This window comes from Xylophilus sp. GW821-FHT01B05 (assembly GCA_038961845.1).
Lineage (GTDB): Bacteria > Pseudomonadota > Gammaproteobacteria > Burkholderiales > Burkholderiaceae_C > Xylophilus.
The window spans coordinates 3,151,948-3,167,584 of the sequence record CP152408.1 but is presented as its reverse complement, the minus strand read 5'-3'; the positions used below and the strand labels follow the sequence as shown (position 1 = coordinate 3,167,584).

Below are 15,637 nucleotides of genomic sequence, written 5' to 3'. Positions count from 1 at the left end.
CTTTATCAATCAACCGTAATGCCATTGGTCTTGACCAGGGCGCTCCAGCGCGAGATCTGTCCACCCAGGAAGGTCTTGAACTCTTGCGGCGTGTTGCCGACCGGCTCGATGCCCAGGGACAGCATGCGCTGCTTTACCTCGGGCTGGCGCGTGGCGTCGCGCACGGCGGCGGCCAGGCGGGCGATCACCGGTTGCGGGGTGCCGGCGGGCGCGAAGAAGCCGTTCCACTCGACCACCTCGAAGTCCTTGTAGCCGCTCTCCTGGACGGTGGGCACATCGGGCAGAGCCTCCATGCGGCGCGCGCCGGTGGTAGCCAAGGCGCGCAGCTTGCCTGCCTTCACATAGCTCAGGCCGGAGACCGGGTTGGCGAAGTACGCCGACACCTGGCCGGCCAGCAGATCGGTGATGGCGGGCGCGCCGCCCTTGTAGGGCACGTGCACCCAGTCGATGCCGGCGTCGCGCTTGAGCATTTCTGCGGCCAGGTGGGCCGAGCCGCCGGCGCCGTAGGAGGCAAAGTTGAGTTCTGCGGGGTGGGCGCGGGCGTACGTAACCAAGTCCTTGAAGGTCTTGTAGGGTGCATTGGCGGGCACGACCAGGATGTTGGGCATGTTGAGCGCCTGCGATACCGGCACCAGGTCCTTGACCGGGTCGAAGGGCAGCTTGCGCAGCACCGCATTGACTGCATAGGGGAAGGCATCGAACAGCAGCGTGTAGCCGTCGGCAGGCGACTGCACCACGGCTTGCGCGGCCAGCACGCCGCTGGCGCCGGGGCGGTTCTCCACGATCACCGGCTGGCCGAGCAGCACCGACAGGGGCTGGGCCAGCAGGCGCGCATTGGCATCGGCACCACCGCCAGCGGCATAGGGCACGATGACGCGGATCGGCTTGGAGGGGAAGGCGGCGGGCTGCGCCATGGCGGCCAGCGGCAGCAGGGCGGCGCCGGCTGCGGCCAGTACAAGGCGGCGGGGAAGCTGTGTCATCAAGATCTCTCTTCTACAAGCAGTAAAAAGCGTGCGATGCACGGGGGGACAATGGCGCCGAAAACGCGCCCATGAAACTTCAATTTCTCCAGACCCTGGTGGCCGTGCTGCAGCACGGCTCGTTTGCCGCCGCCGCCAAAGACGTGAACCTGACCGCGAGCGCGGTGAGTCTGCAGATGCAGCACCTGGAAGCTTACTTTGGCCAGCCGCTGTTCGACCGCTCGGCCCGGCAGGTGCGACCGACACCCTTCGCGCTCGAGATCGCCGGCACGCTGGCCCAGACGGTCGATACGCTGGAGGCACTGCGCAGCCGCCAGGGCGTGGCGATCACCGGGCGCATCCGGCTGGGTACGGTGGAGTCGGCCCAGGTGGCGCTGCTGCCGGCGGCCATGCAGAAGCTGCGCGAGCGCGCGCCGACGCTGGAATACGCGATCTCCAAGGGCCCGTCGACCGTGCTGCTGGACGATGTAAAGGCCGGCCGCATCGACGCCGCGGTGCTGGTGCGGCCGCAGTCTGGCGGGTCGAGCCGGCTGAGCTGGTTCCCGCTGCTGCGCGAAACCTTTGTGATGATCGCGCCGCCCACGGCGCGCCTGGCGCCGCCGGCCGAGCTGCTGCGCCGCTACGACTGGATCCGGATGGACCCGGTCACCACCGGCGGGCGGATGGCCGCGCAGTACGTGCAGCGGATTGCGCCGCGCCTGCGCGAGGCCTTCGACCTGCCCGGCACCGAGGCCATCGCCGCCATGGTGTCGGCCGGGCTCGGCGTGTCGGTGGTGCCGGCGCTGCGCGACGAATTGCTGCAGGCCTACCCGATGCTGCAGGTGCCGCTGGGCCGCGGCGCGCCGGTGCGCCACATCGCGCTGGTGTGCCGGCCGGCCGATGCCGAAAGCCGGTTGATGCAGGCGGTGCTGGAGGCGTTCCATGGGGCGGTGCGGCGGCGCTATGGCGAAGAAGCGATGGCTGGCGCTCAAAAGCCGTAGAGCCGCGCCGAGTTGTCGACCAGCACGCGCTGGCGTGCCGCGGCATCCGGCACCCAAGAGGCCCAGCGGTCCAGCAGGGCGGCGTCATCGGGCGTGTTTTGTTTTTCGGTCGGGTGCGGCCAGTCGCTGCCCCATACCAAGCGCTCGGGGGCGCGTTGCAGCAGCGCGGCCGCCACGGCCGCACGGCTGTCGGCCTGGCCTGCGGGCGCCGGGTCCAGGTAGGGACCAGACATCTTCACCCAGGCGCGCCCGCTGTCCAGCAGCCGCGCCACCACTTCGAAAGCCGGGTGCGCCGGGCCATCCGGGTGCGGCAGGCGGGCCATGTGGTCGAACACCATGGGGCAAGGCAGGCGCTGCAGCAGGGCGGCGTGCCGGGCGATCTGGTCGCCACGCCAGTGCAGTTGCACATGCCAGCCCAGCGGCGCGATGCGGCGCGCCAGCGGCTCGACCATGTCAAAGCGGGTGACGGCGGTGGCCGGGTCGAACAAGGTAAAGCGGATGCCGCGCACGCCACCGGCGTCCAGCGCTTGCAGCGTGGCGTCGTCCACATCCGGGTGCAGCACGGCCACGCCACGGGCGCGGTCTGCGCCCAGTTGGGCAATGGCGTCGAGCGTCACCCGGTTGTCGGTGCCATACACCGTGGGCGTGACCACCACGGTGCGCGAGGTACCCAGCCGCGCCTGCAGCCGCTGGTAATCAGCGGCGGTGGCCTGAGCCAGTGCGCGCTGCGGGTCGCCAATGCTGGGAAAGCGCCGGTCGTAGATATGGATGTGCGCGTCGCAGGTGTTGGCCGGCACGGCCAGCTTCGGTGCGGCCGTGCCCTGGGTGTGGGGGATGGCGGTGTCGGTCATGCGGCAGTGCCTTGTTGTGCGACCAGTGCGGCCACGTAATCGCCCAGCGCCAGCGACGAGGTGAGCCCGGGCGATTCGATGCCGAACAGGTTCACCAGCCCTTTGACGCCGTGCTGCGCCGTGCCCTGGACGATGAAGTCGTTGGCGCCGTCTTGCAGCGACGAGCCCGGCCCTTGCAGGCGCGGGCGGATGCCGGTGTAGCCGGGCTGCAGGTCGCCATCGCGCAGGTCGGGGTAGTAGCGGCGCACCGCCTGGTAGAAGGCGGCCTCGCGGCTGGCGTCGAACTGGTAGTCCACGCCCTCGCGCCAAGACAAATCAGGCCCGAACTTGCACTGCCCGCCCAGGTCCATGGTGACGTGGGCACGCAGGTCGCCCTCGCGGTTGGTGGGGTAGACCAGGTGCTTGAAGGGCGAGCTGCGTGCCAGCGTGAAGTAATGCCCCACCGCGTAATACAGCGGCGGCACCAGCGCCGCCGGCATGCCGGCGATGGCGCGTGCCACCCGCTGCGCGCCCAGGCCTGCGGCATTGACCACGGTGGTGCACAGCAGCTCGGTGGCGTCGTTGCCATGGCCGGCGCGCAGCACGATGCCGTCGGCCGTGGCCTGGCCGTGGGTGACCGGGCTTTGCAGCGCCAGCACCGCGCCGTGGTTTTCTGCGTCGCCCAGGTAGGCCAGCATCAGCCCATGGCTGTCGACAATGCCGGTGGACGGCGAGAACAGCGCGCCCACGCAGGCCACCGCGGGCTCCATCGCACGGGCCTCGGCGGCGCTGAGCAGTTGCAGGTCGGTCACGCCCTGGGCGGCGGCCAGCGCCAGGTACTTCTGCAGGTCTGGCAGCTCGGACTCTTGCGTGGCGACCACCAGCTTGCCGATGCGCTGGTGGCCAATGCCGCGCTCTTCGCAGTAGGCGTACATGGCGGCCTTGCCCGCCACGCACAGTCGGCCCTTGAGCGAGCCAGGCGCGTACGAGATGCCGGCATGGATCACCTCGGAGTTGCGCGCGCTGGTCTGGGTGCCAATGGCGTTCTCGGCCTCCAGGATGACGACTTCGCGCCCGGCGGCGGCCAGCGCACGCGCAATGGCCAAGCCGACCACGCCGGCGCCGATGACGGCGCAATCAATCTTGTCCATGGCTTGTTCCGGTGTGGGTTCAGGCCCGCACTGCGGCGCGCACGCTCGCATCGTGCTGGCCCAGCGTCGGGGCGGCGAACGGATCGGGCCCGGGCGTGCGCTGGAAGGCGATGGCGCGCGTGAAGCCGCGGTAGCTGCCGAGCACCGGGTGCTCAAAGCGCGCGATCATGTCTTCGGCCTGCGCCTGCGGGAAGTCAAACATGTCTTCTACCGTGCGGGCCGCGGCGCAGGGCACCTCTTCGCCAAACAGGCGCTCCCAGTCCAGTGCGCTGCGGGCGGCCAGCGCGGCGTGCAGCTTGGGCAGGATTTCTGCGTGGTGCTGGGCGCGCTTGCGCACGCTGTCGTAGCGGTCGGTGGCCAGTAGTTCGTTCAGGCCGGTCTTCTCGCACAGCGCGCGCCAGAAGTGCGGCGTGTTGGCCGATATGTAGATCCAGCCCTCTTGGGTGGGGTGGATGCCGGTGATGCCACCAGAGCGCATGTCGCGGCCCACCTCGCGCGGCTCGTCCTCGGCCCACACCAGGCGCGCCGACTGCATCGCCAGCGCCGAGCGCAGCAGCGACACGCCCACTTGCTGGCCGCGCCCGCTTTTCTCGCGCTCGTACAGGGCCGACGACACACCGGCGGCCACCATCGAGGCGGCGTAGTAGTCCACCACCGAGCCATAGAGGATCTGCGGCGCCGCGCCGGCGGGCGCTTGCATGGTGCACATGCCGGTCATGGTCTGCAGCACCTGGTCGTAGCCGGCTTTCTCGCACAGCGGGCCTTGCTCGCCGTAGCCGGTGACCGCGCAGTAGATCAGGCGCTGGTTGATGGCGCTCAGGCTCTCGTAGTCGATGCCCAGGCGCGCGGGCACGCTGGGGCGGAAGTTGTGCACCAGCACATCGGCACTGCGCACCAGCTCGCGCAGCACGGCCAGGTCTTCGGGCTTTTTCAGGTCAAGCACGGCACCCAGCTTGCTGCGGTTGACGCCCAGGAAGGCGCGGCTTTCGGCCTCCAGCGTGGACGGGTACTTGCGCAGGTTGTCGCCGGCGGGTGGCTCGATCTTGATGACATCTGCGCCCTGGTCGGCTAGCAGCGCGCAGCCATAGGGCCCGGCGATATAGGCGCTGAGGTCCAGCACACGCACGCCGGTCAGGGGGCCGCGCGGGCCGGTGCGCACGGGAGGGGAGGAAGAAGCATCAACGGTCATGGCGGCAGTCAGGGAAGGGCAGGGAAGCGGGGAGGGGGCTTGGGTGCAATGCTGTTCATTAAACAAATACGCCCGTTCGGGCTGAGCTTGTCGAAGCCTGGGCTCGCACCTGGCACCCCTTCGACAGGCTCAGGACAGGCTCCTTCGACGGGCTCAGGGCGAACGGGAATAAATGAACAGCATGGGGCTCAGGCACCAATCAGGCCCAGCCGCCGCGCGCTGGCGGCGATGGCGCGGGCCCGCGCGAGGAAGGGGGCATCGATCATTCGGCCGTCCACCACCCAGGCGCCCACGCCGCCAGCGTCGGCCGCATCGGCGGCCTCCAGCACCTTGAGCGCATGGGCAATCTCGGCATCGGTCGGGCGGAAGGCGGCATTGGCCAGCGCGATCTGGCTGGGATGGATGCAGCTCTTGCCCATAAAACCCAGCCGGCGCGCCATGGCGGCCTCGGCGCTGTAGCCGTCTGCATCGCGGATATTGGCAAACGCGCCGTCGTAGGCAAACACGCCAGCCTCGCCCGCAGCCATGCGCACCGCGAACATCACCTGGTGCACCACGGCGGCGTCGCGGCGGTCCACGCCCAGCGGCTCGAACAGGTCGCCCAGGCCCATCTGCAGCCCGGCCACGCGCGGGTGGGCGCTGGCCAGGGCTGCGGCATTGCGCAGTGCGCGCGGGGTTTCGATGTTGAGCAGCAGGCCGACGGGTTGGGCAACGCCGTTGTCGCGCTCGGCGCGCAGCAATGCCTCGGCCGCTTCTATGACTTGCTCGGGCGTCTCGGGCTTGGGCAGGTTCAGCAGGTTCAGGCCCGGGCGCACCACGGCCGCCAGGTCGGCAGCGAAGTGCGGCGTGTCCAGCGCATTGACGCGCACGATCAGCGTCTTGCCATGGCCGCTGGCGCCAGCGACGAAGCCGCCAACCGCATCTCGCGCTTCAGCCTTGCGGGCTTCGACCACCGAGTCTTCCAGGTCGAAGGACAGGGCATCGGCCTCGCCCTGCAGGGCTTTAGCGAAAAGTTCAGGCCGGGAGCCGGGGACAAACAGTTTGCTTCTCATGGGAAGGGGCATTTCATAGGCTTGGCAAAGGCGCAGGCGTCGCGAAGGCCGCTCAGTGTGGGCCATGCCGTCGGGAAAAAGCACAAGAAAAACTTGTCTTTGGAGTGCTGAAACATCGTGAATGAAACGCGCGTGCCTGGGTACGATCGCGCCGCTATTGCTATTACATACAGGAGACAAGACATGCCCCGTATTCCGTTTCGCCGCACTGTGCTCATGGCCGGCGCTTTGCTTGCCTTGTGCGGCGCCGCTTTCGCGCAGGGCGCGGCCTATCCCACGCGCCCGGTCACGCTGGTGGTGGGCAGCGCTGCGGGCGGCTCGAACGACGTGTTCGCCCGTGCCATCGGCAAGCGCTTGCAGGATGTGCTGGGCCAGCCCTTTGTGGTGGACAACAAGCCCGCAGGCGGCGGGGTGATTGCCAATGCCACGGTTGCGCGCGCGCCGGCCGACGGCTACACGCTGGTGGTGGTGTCGTCTACCTTCACCACCGGCGCGGCGATCCGCACCAACCTGACTTATGACGCGGTGAAAGACTTCAAGCCGGTCGCGCTGCTGGCCAAGGGCCCGCTGCTGGTCACGGTCAACAAAGACACGCCGTACAAGACGATCCAGGAGCTGGTCGCCGCCGCCAAGGCCTCGCCCGGCAAGCTGAACTACGGCAGCTCTGGCGCCGGCAGCATCAACCAGTTCGCCACCGAGCTGTTTGCCGACGCCTCAGGCACCCACTTCCTGCATGTGCCCTACAAGGGCATGGGCCCGGCCACCAATGACTTGCTGGGCGGCCAGATCCAGATGCTGGTGGCCAGCGCGCCGTCGATCATGCCGCAGGTGCGAGGTGGCCGGGTGCGGGCGCTGGCGGTTACCACGGCGGGCCGGTCGCCGGTGGCGCCCGATCTGCCTTCGCTGGAAGAGGTGGGCTACAAGGGCAGCGCGGTGGACCTGTGGTGGGGCGTGCTGGCGCCGGCGAACACGCCGCAGCCCATCGTCGACAAGCTCAATGCCGAGATCAACCGCCAGATCCAGTCCGAGGAAATGCGCGCCTTCTTCCTGAAAGAGGGCGCGGAGCCCGCCGCCATGAAGCCGGCCGAGTTCGCCAGCTTTGTCGCCGGCGAGGTGTCCCGCTGGAAGGAAGTGGCGAAGAAGGCCGATATCAAGGCAGATTGACACGGGTTTGCAATCGGAGTGAGAACAAGGCGAAGCAACGCAGTTATCGCTTCGATTGCGAAGCCGTTTAGTAACCGGTTCGTACCTGCGGACTCTCGTAGGCGGTGCACTGGGGGTAGGATCGTCCGATTACAAGGCGCAGTCGCCGGTGGGCAGGCCCCGCCCGGCCAGCCTGCCGCCATTCGCCGTCCTCGGAGCCCCGCATGAAACTTCACCCCACCGTACGCGGCGTCACTGACCGCATCCGCGAACGCAGCCAAGGGCCGCGCGCTGCCTACCTGGCGCTGGTCGAGCGCATGGCCAGCCGCACGCCCGGTGCCGAGCGCATGGGTTGCGCCAATGTCGCCCACGCCTTTGCCGGCATGCCCGCCAACGACAAGCTGCGCGTGGTGGCCGAGCGCGCGCCGAACCTGGGCGTGGTCACGGCCTACAACGACATGCTGTCGGCCCACGCGCCGTTCCAGCACTACCCGGACATCGTCAAGGACGAAGCACGCCGCGGCGGCGCCACGGCCCAGGTGGCGGGCGGCGTGCCGGCCATGTGCGACGGCGTGACCCAAGGCACGCCCGGCATGGAGCTGAGCCTGTTCAGCCGCGACGCCATCGCCATGTCTACCGCCATCTCGCTGTCGCACGACGTGTTCGACGCCGCGCTGCTGCTGGGCGTGTGCGACAAGATCGTGCCGGGCCTGTTGATCGGTGCGCTGCACTTTGGCCACTTGCCCACGGTGTTCGTGCCAGCCGGGCCCATGACCAGCGGCCTGTCCAACAAGGACAAATCCAAGGTGCGCGAGCAGGCAGCCCAAGGCCTGGTCGGCCGGCCCGAGCTGCTGGCGGCCGAGCAAAAGGCCTACCACGACCAAGGCACCTGCACCTTCTACGGCACGGCCAACAGCAACCAGATGCTGCTGGAGGCCATGGGCCTGCACGTGCCGGGCACGGCCTTTGTCAACCCGGGCAATGCGGCACGCGAGACGCTCACGCGCGAGGCCACGCGCACCGCGCTGGGCATCACCCGCGGCAAGCGCTTTGCGCCCATTGGCCAGTTGGTGGACGAGCGCTGCATCGTCAACGCCATGGTCGCGCTGCTGGCCACGGGCGGCTCCACCAACCATCTGATCCACTGGGTGGCGGTGGCGCGCGCGGCCGGCATCACCATCGACTGGAATGACTTTGCCGCGCTGTCTGAAGTGGTGCCGCTGCTGTCGCGCGTCTACCCCAATGGCAGCGCCGACGTGAACCAATTCCAGGCCGCAGGCGGCCCGGGCTATGTGATCCGCGAGCTGCTGGACGCCGGCCTGATGCACGAAGACGTGCTCACGGTGCGCGAAGGCGGCATCCGCGAATACACCCGCATCCCGGCGCTGGAAGAGGGCGGCGCGCTGCGCTGGCACGACGCCGGCGCGTCGAAGGACGACAGCGTGCTGCGGCCCGCGACCGCGCCGTTCAGCCCCATCGGCGGGCTCAAGCTGCTGTCGGGCAACCTGGGGCGCAGCGTGATCAAGGTCTCGGCCGTGCCGGACGACCGCCATGTGATCGAGGCACCGGCGGCGGTGTTTGACTCGCAGGACGGCCTGCAAAAAGCCTTCCAGGACGGCAGCCTGGAGCGCCTGTGCCAGGCCGGCGACGCCAACGGCGTCATCTGCGTGGTGCGCTGGCAAGGCCCCAAGGCCAACGGCATGCCCGAGCTGCACAAGCTCACCCCGCCGCTGGCGGTGCTGCAAGGCAAGGGCTACCGCGTGGCGCTGGTGACCGATGGGCGCATGAGCGGTGCCTCTGGCAACGTGCCTGCCGCCATCCACGTATCGCCCGAGGCGCTGGCCGGCGGCCCGCTGGCCAAGGTGCAGAACGGCGACCGGGTGCGGCTCGATGCCAACGCCGGCACGCTGCAGGTGCTGGTGGCTGACGCCGAATGGAACGCACGCCCGCTGGCACAAATGCCGGCGGAACTACAAGACAACAATGGCGCAGGCATGGGGCGCGAGCTCTTTGCCGGCATGCGCCGCAACGCCCTGACGGCGGAAGAAGGAGCCTGCACATGGCTGTGAACAAGCAACTGAGCGCACTCGATGTGATGCGCGACGCGCCGGTGATCCCGGTGATCGTGCTGCACGACGTGGCCCATGCCGTGCCGCTGGCACGCGCGCTGGTGGCTGGCGGCATTCGCATGCTCGAAGTCACCCTGCGCACGCCGCAAGGCCTGGCCTGCATAGAAGCCATCGCCCGCGAAGTGCCCGAAGCCGTAGCCGGCGCCGGCACCGTGCGCACCGCCGCCGACGCCCAAGCCGTAGCCAAGGCCGGCGCCCGCTTTGCCGTCAGCCCCGGTTACACCCGCGCCGTAGGCAAGGCCTGCCGTGACCTGGGCCTGCCCTTGCTGGCCGGCGTAGCCACCGGCAGCGAAATCATGGTGGCGCAAGAAGACGGCCTGACCGAGCTGAAGTTCTTCCCTGCCCTGCAAGCCGGCGGCGCGCCCATGCTCAAGGCCTGGAGCGGGCCGTTTGGCGATGTCACTTTCTGCCCCACGGGTGGGATTCATGCGGGCAATGCGGCGGAGTTTTTGGCGCTGCCGAATGTGGCTTGCGTGGGGGGGTCTTGGTTGACGCCGGCTGATGCGATTGCCAGCGGGGACTGGGGGCGCATTACGCAGTTGGCGCGGGAGGCGTCGCAGCTGGTGCGGCCTGTGCGGGGATGATACTTATAGAGAAAATTGCTTGAAGCCCAGGTGCGGTCTGGGCTTTTGGCTATTATTTGTGTAGCAAATGGGTGGGCGCTGCGGATAGGGTACACGCAGGTCGTAGGGCTGCCCTTTGGTTCGATAAATGAGGGTAAGCTCTTTTCGACTCCGATCAGAAGTCAAAACCAACGGCGCATTTGCAGCGATTGCCGTCAATCGCAGACGAGGCTTTGATGTCGGCTGTTGGCCCATCTGTGGGCGTTGGGTAGAAGCTACTAGCGGTCGAGCATATTCATCATCGAGGCATGGTAGCGATCGCCATGAATCTGGCCGGGAGCGAAGAGGTGGTCGATTTTCTGGACGGTGTCGTTGTCCAGATGACTGCGAAGAGCGCCCAGGTTTTCTTTCAGAAAGCCGAGGGTGTCGCATCCGCAGATCGCCATCATCCGCGGATTCTTGCTGAAAAGCCAGATAAGGGCCAACTGCGACACGCTGCAATTGGCTGTCTGTGCGATGTCGGCAAGGCGGTCTACTAAGGCTACGTTCTTCGGAAAATTCTCGGGAGAAAACCGAGGGTACTTCCGGCGCACGTCATGGGGCTCCAATTGATCGAGGCTGCGAACCTTGCCCGACAGCATTCCACGCGCAAGCGGCGAGAACGCCATGAGCGTCACATCAAGCTCGTCGCAGACCTCGAGCATGCGCGCCTCCAGGTCGCGGGTCCACAGCGAATATTCGGCCTGGACAGCGGTTATGGGATGCACTGCGCAGGCGCGGCGCAGTGTGTTCTCCGAAACTTCGCACAGGCCGAGATAGCGCACCTTGCCTTCCTTCACCAGTTCGGCCATGGCCCCCACCGTTTCCTCAATGGGCACGCTGGCGTCAAGCCGATGCTGGAAATAGAGGTCCAGATAATCCGTGCTCAACCGCCTCAGCGAGGCCTCGCAGGCCTTGCGGACGTAGAGCGGATCACCACAGACACCGAACGTCCCATTCTCGGCCGGGACGTAGCCAAATTTGGAGGAAAGAATTACGTCGCCGCGACGCCTCTGCAGTGCCGAGGCGACCAACGCTTCGTTGTGGCCCCATCCATAGAAGTCTGCGGTGTCAATAATGTTGATGCCCTGGTCGATCGCTTGCTGGATGACCTGCCGAGATTCGGCATCGGAGCGTGTGCCGTAGGCATTGCTCATGGAGTAGCAGCCCAGCGCCATCGGATTCGCGAGCAGGCCACTCGTACCGAGTTCGCGCTGAGGAAGATGATTGCTCATAGTGGATTCCCTGTGCGTTCGCAGCCCGCGTTGATCCTGGCGTAGACAGCCACCGCGGCCTCATGTGAGGCTGCGCGGCTATCGGATTTGGGCTTTGAGCCTGGTCCGGTCGATCCCTGGACGTTTTGCGATGACGCTGCCGTGTTGTGGCCGGTGGAGAGGCCTGGGTGGCCTGATGACCACGAATGCGCTTGACGCCCCAAGCTTCGCGAAGCTGTGGTGTCGCTGCGTTCGTGGCCGGCTGCGGTGCCGATGCCCCCGTTACTTCGATACCCGATGCTTGAAGTCCGCCGCACGCGGCGAGATGTAGGCCGGGATCGGAAGCTTCTGCTCCCGCACATAGTCCAGGATGCCATCCTCGATGGCACTGGCGTCGCGAATTCCGAGGAATTTCTCACCGTCGAAATTCACGTTGGCGCCATGGACCACCATGAATCCTTCGGCCGGACCTGCCGCGGTCGCCGGCACCGAGAACGTGTGGATGGAGCCGGCGGGCTCATAGAGATAGCTGCCTGCAGTCTGCGGGTTCTCCGGGTACTCCTGGTAGTTCCATTCACCCTTGGTCGTGAAGAAGTGGACGGTGCCGGTGTGGAAGTGCGTCGGCAAGGTGGTGCCAGGTGCGAACTTGCCATACAACACCCAGGTCCCATTCTCTCGATCCAGGAACAGCGGGATGATTTCATAGCCGGGCGCGGCGCCGGGGATGAATGTCGCGTCGTGAATGTTCAGGGTCAGAAGCTCGTCCTGCTTCGTGATGGAGGAAGGCTGTGCCATGGGAGGTCTCCTAAATGCTTACAAAAGGCCCAACTGCTGGAGCTTCAGGTCTGGCGACGTATACGGGCGCTCGCAGATGATCTTGGCCGAGCCGGGCGCGAACTGGAAGGTCGCCGCCATCCGGACCTTGAACTGGCGGCCGGTCGGGGCGTAGGTCTTGTCCCGGACCGTCAGCTCGCCCAGATGGGTGCCGAGCAGATAGAACTCCACCAGCACTGTGTCGGCGGCGTCGTCGGCGGCCAGGGAGATGATTTCGTTGGCCTGGTCCGGGAAAGCCCTTCGCGAGGCGTCGAAGTACCGGCGGACTTCTGCTTCGCCGTCGTGCACCTGGCCATTGCCGTACATCTCGTACCGCGGGTGTTCGAAGGTGTCGATGACACCGTCCCAATCCTGTGCGCATTCAAGTGCCATGTGGTCGCGAACCGTCTGTAGTCGCGCTTGCTTGAGCTTTTCATCGTTCATGGAAAGTTCCTTGGTAGTTGTGGAAACGTTTTCGCAATTCTGGTTGGCATGATCGATGTCGCAAATAAGGGTTTGCCCGGGAGTGTGGACGGTGCTGATTCGATCGGGGGCGTGCAGGCCGGAGAGTGGCGAACCAGGTGCAATGGCTCGCAGAAGGCCCATTTCCTCTGAGGCAGGGATGCTGGCCGCTGTTCTGCCGGAGCATTCATGCATCGACCAGTTGCTAGCTGGGTGGGTAGCTAGGTATTTTTCCTAAGTGGAAACGTTTCCTCAAAATCTCTACATTTCTCCCATATAGAAAGCAGAGGTAGAACCATGAAGCAACGCCCCACCATCCGCGACGTCGCGAAGGCCGCGGGGGTATCCATAGGTACGGCGTCCCGCGCCATGAATCGCACGGGCCGCGTGAGCGAAGAAACCATCGCAGCGGTCACGAAGGCGGCCCGCCAACTAGGCTACGAACCCGACGCCGTGGCTCAGAGCATGCGCACCCGCTCGACGGGTGTCGTCGGGATGCTGGTATCGGACTTCGCCAATCCGCTGTATGCACGGATCATTACTTCGGTGGAGGCGAGCATGCAGGCTGCCGGCTACACGCTGCTTCTTGCCAATACGCACAATGAGCACAAGCGCGAGAAGAGCCTCATCGACACCTTCAGGCGCCGCCGGGTTGATGGCCTCATTCTCGGGCCTTGCGAGAGCGAGTCGCCGGAATTCCTGGAGCGCGTCGGCGCTGAACTGCCCGTAGTGGCCTTGGATCGCGACTTCCTGCCTTCCGGCGTCGGGGCGCATGTGGATCATTTTCACGGTGCTCTGCAGGCCACGCGCCATCTGCTGAACCTCGGTCATACCAACATTGCATTGATGACGCCTGGCAGCGTGCTGCGGCCGGGGCGGGATCGTATTGCCGGCTTTCAGGACGCGTTCCGCGAACGTGGGCTGGAGCCCAATCCAAAGCTGATCCGGGTTGAAAACTCCGCGATGGAATATGCGTTCAGCGAGGCCCTGGGCTTGTTGTCGGCGTCGCAGGCGCCCACCGCCTTCATGTGCCTGGGGACGCGCATCCTCTCGGGCGTTCTGCAAGCATTGAAGCACTCCGGCCATTCGGTTCCGGACGATGCCAGTGTGATCAGCATCGGCGACACCGATCTCTCTCAACTCTTCACCCCCGCGATCACATCGCTGACCTGGGACTTCGAAGCCTTGGGGACCGCGCTAGCGCAGCTGCTGTTGAAGCGGCTTGACCGTGATCGCCAGCCGGAGCCTGAGCGCATCGTGCTGACGACCCAGATGGTGCTGCGTGAATCGTGTTCGGCCACGCGTCCATTCAAGGACCGGGCGATGAATGCGCAGCCGAATCCGCTGCAGCAGGCAAGTCAAAAAAGCTAGCGCCGGCTTCTCTGGGCTGGGTGAGCCGGGGTGTCTTCGCGCCCCCGGCTGGGGCGCCGTCGTCTCTGAAATCGACGTGTCGCAGTCGAGGCGGGGCACCAGGCTCGCATGCGTTTCATTGGTAGCAGGTCTACAGAAAGGGTTTCATCATGAGTTCAATGTTTGGCGGGGTGCGCCAGATCGGCTATGTGGTCAAGGATATCGAGAAGGCGATGCAGCACTGGATCGATCTTGGTGTCGGGCCCTGGTTCTACAAGGAGGATGTCGGCTCGACCGAGTTCCGCTACTACGGCAAGGAGTCTCGGATTCCCAAGCTCTCCATTGCCCTCGCGAATTCGGGCGACTTGCAGATCGAGCTGATCGAGCAGCACGATGATGCACCTTCGCTGTACCTCGATTCGCTGAGGAAGCATGGTGAAGGCGCGCAACACGTCGCCTACTGGACGCCCGACCGCTTCGAGGAGATCTGCCAGCACCTGCTGGAGCAGGGATACGTGGAGGGGCACAGCGGACGCATGGGCGCCAACCGCGGGCCCTACGCCTACTTTATCCACCCAGACCTCCCCAGCGGCATGTTCGAGATATCCGACTCGAGCGGCGGAAAGGCGGAATACTTTGCGGAGGTCAGGCGCGCAGCCCAGAACTGGGATGGCAAGGATCCGATCCGCCGAGTTGGGACGCCGAAATGATGCCGCTGATCCCTGAGCGCATGAAAGGGGCGGTGCTGACGCCGCAAGGCATCGATATCCAGGAGCTGCCCGTTCCCCGGCCTGGTCGCACTGAACTGCTCGTCAAGGTTCGCGCCAGTTCGCTGAATCGCGCTGACCTGTTTCTGGTCCAGGGCAGGGCGCACGGCGGCCATGGCGGCACGGGCACGCAACTGGGGTTGGAGTGGTCCGGCGACGTGGTCGCGATCGGCGCAGAGGTACCCGCCTTCAAGGTGGGGGATCGGGTCATGTGCTCCGGGATCGGTGGGCTCTCCGAATATGCAGTCGCAGACTGGCGACGGACCTTTTCCTTCCCGCAACGCGACATCGGCTACGCGGCTGCCGCATGCCTGCCGGTATCGCTGCGCACGACGCATGTCTCGATTGCGACGACAGGCAGGCTCCGCAGGGGGGAGTCCGTGCTGGTTTTGGGTGCATCGTCAGCAGTTGGCCTGATGAGCCTGCAGGTCGCGAAGCTGCTTGGCGCGGGCCTGGTGATCGGTACCTCGACCAAGGCTGATCGACGGGCAAAGCTCGGTGAGTTTGGGGCGGATGTGACCATCGACAGCAATGACGCCAATTGGGCCGAACAGGTGCTCCGGCATACGGATGGCCGCGGTGTCGACCTGCTGATCGACTTCCTGGCCGGCCCGCTGATCAACGACAGCATGCGCGCCGTGAAGCTGGGCGGCCGCATCGTCAATGTGGGGCGGATGGCTGGCGAATCAGGCACGTTCGACTTCGACTTGCACTCGATGCGGCAGATCCAGTACCTGGGGACCACGTTCCGCACCAGGACGGCCGACGAGGTCCTGGCGATCCAGCGGCAGGTACAGGACGACTTCTGGCCGGCGCTGGAGGCCGGGCAACTCGGGGTTCCCATCGATGCGACGCTGCCGATCGAACGCGCGTGCGAAGCTTTTGCCCTCATGAAAGCCAACGGGCACTTTGGAAAGATTGTCCTGCTCCAGCCATGAGCTGCCATGCCGAGCACCGCGCGGCGTCCATCCGGTG

Annotated in this window: 15 protein-coding genes; 7 read left to right on the top strand and 8 right to left on the bottom strand. The window is 66.1% G+C overall.

Features of this window, described 5'->3' with window-relative positions; translation table 11 throughout:
• Positions 1-5: 5 nt before the first annotated feature.
• On the bottom strand, positions 6-980 hold the full coding sequence (locus AAFF27_14645) for a tripartite tricarboxylate transporter substrate binding protein (protein XAH21266.1): 975 nt from the start codon (positions 978-980) through the stop codon (positions 6-8).
• A gap of 71 nt (positions 981-1,051) precedes the next feature.
• On the opposite strand from AAFF27_14645, the gene AAFF27_14640 reads away from it, so the two are divergent.
• A complete protein-coding gene (locus tag AAFF27_14640; GenBank protein XAH21265.1) occupies positions 1,052-1,960 on the top strand; it encodes a LysR family transcriptional regulator in 909 nt (302 codons plus the stop codon).
• Here the strand turns inward: AAFF27_14640 and AAFF27_14635 are convergent.
• From AAFF27_14635 to AAFF27_14620, 4 genes are all read right to left on the bottom strand, one after another.
• The gene (locus AAFF27_14635; protein ID XAH21264.1) at positions 1,948-2,811 is read right to left on the bottom strand and encodes an amidohydrolase family protein; all 864 of its coding nucleotides are present in this window, start codon (positions 2,809-2,811) and stop codon (positions 1,948-1,950) included. The genes AAFF27_14640 and AAFF27_14635 overlap by 13 nt on opposite strands.
• Positions 2,808-3,941: an NAD(P)/FAD-dependent oxidoreductase gene (locus AAFF27_14630; protein XAH21263.1), complete on the bottom strand. Its 1,134-nt coding sequence runs from the start codon at positions 3,939-3,941 to the stop codon at positions 2,808-2,810. The genes AAFF27_14635 and AAFF27_14630 overlap by 4 nt, the downstream gene beginning before the upstream one ends.
• A gap of 19 nt (positions 3,942-3,960) precedes the next feature.
• A complete protein-coding gene (locus AAFF27_14625) occupies positions 3,961-5,130 on the bottom strand; it encodes a CoA transferase (protein ID XAH21262.1) in 1,170 nt (389 codons plus the stop codon).
• Positions 5,131-5,318: 188 nt separating this feature from the next.
• A complete protein-coding gene (locus AAFF27_14620; protein ID XAH21261.1) occupies positions 5,319-6,182 on the bottom strand; it encodes a CoA ester lyase in 864 nt (287 codons plus the stop codon).
• A gap of 183 nt (positions 6,183-6,365) precedes the next feature.
• On the opposite strand from AAFF27_14620, the gene AAFF27_14615 reads away from it, so the two are divergent.
• From AAFF27_14615 to eda, 3 genes are all read left to right on the top strand, one after another.
• Complete coding sequence (locus tag AAFF27_14615) at positions 6,366-7,346, top strand: tripartite tricarboxylate transporter substrate binding protein (GenBank protein XAH21260.1); 981 nt, start codon at positions 6,366-6,368, stop codon at positions 7,344-7,346.
• Between the two features lie 203 nt (positions 7,347-7,549).
• On the top strand, positions 7,550-9,394 hold the full coding sequence (gene edd, locus AAFF27_14610; protein XAH21259.1) for a phosphogluconate dehydratase: 1,845 nt from the start codon (positions 7,550-7,552) through the stop codon (positions 9,392-9,394).
• A complete protein-coding gene (eda, locus tag AAFF27_14605) occupies positions 9,385-10,038 on the top strand; it encodes a bifunctional 4-hydroxy-2-oxoglutarate aldolase/2-dehydro-3-deoxy-phosphogluconate aldolase (protein ID XAH21258.1) in 654 nt (217 codons plus the stop codon). Before edd ends, eda begins: the two co-directional genes overlap by 10 nt.
• A 257-nt stretch (positions 10,039-10,295) precedes the next feature.
• Here the strand turns inward: eda and AAFF27_14600 are convergent, their stop codons facing one another.
• The 3 genes from AAFF27_14600 to AAFF27_14590 all read right to left on the bottom strand — a co-directional run bounded on the left by AAFF27_14600 (position 10,296) and on the right by AAFF27_14590 (position 12,527).
• Positions 10,296-11,291 carry an aldo/keto reductase gene (locus AAFF27_14600; GenBank protein XAH21257.1) on the bottom strand — a complete coding sequence of 332 codons (996 nt, stop codon included), beginning with the start codon at positions 11,289-11,291 and terminating at the stop codon, positions 10,296-10,298.
• Between the two features lie 261 nt (positions 11,292-11,552).
• Positions 11,553-12,065 (bottom strand): 2,4'-dihydroxyacetophenone dioxygenase family protein, encoded by a 513-nt coding sequence (locus AAFF27_14595; protein ID XAH21256.1) that lies wholly within the window; start codon positions 12,063-12,065, stop codon positions 11,553-11,555.
• A gap of 18 nt (positions 12,066-12,083) precedes the next feature.
• Positions 12,084-12,527, bottom strand: coding sequence for a nuclear transport factor 2 family protein (locus AAFF27_14590; protein ID XAH21255.1), 444 nt, complete (start codon positions 12,525-12,527; stop codon positions 12,084-12,086).
• Positions 12,528-12,842: 315 nt separating this feature from the next.
• Between AAFF27_14590 and AAFF27_14585 the strand changes: the two genes are divergently transcribed.
• From AAFF27_14585 to AAFF27_14575, 3 genes are all read left to right on the top strand, one after another.
• The gene (locus AAFF27_14585) at positions 12,843-13,916 is read left to right on the top strand and encodes a substrate-binding domain-containing protein (GenBank protein XAH21254.1); all 1,074 of its coding nucleotides are present in this window, start codon (positions 12,843-12,845) and stop codon (positions 13,914-13,916) included.
• A 149-nt stretch (positions 13,917-14,065) separates the two neighbouring features.
• Positions 14,066-14,605, top strand: a complete 540-nt coding sequence (locus AAFF27_14580; protein ID XAH21253.1) for a VOC family protein — start codon at positions 14,066-14,068, stop codon at positions 14,603-14,605.
• Complete coding sequence (locus tag AAFF27_14575; protein ID XAH21252.1) at positions 14,602-15,600, top strand: zinc-binding dehydrogenase; 999 nt, start codon at positions 14,602-14,604, stop codon at positions 15,598-15,600. The genes AAFF27_14580 and AAFF27_14575 overlap by 4 nt, the downstream gene beginning before the upstream one ends.
• The last annotated feature ends 37 nt before the right edge of the window (positions 15,601-15,637 follow it).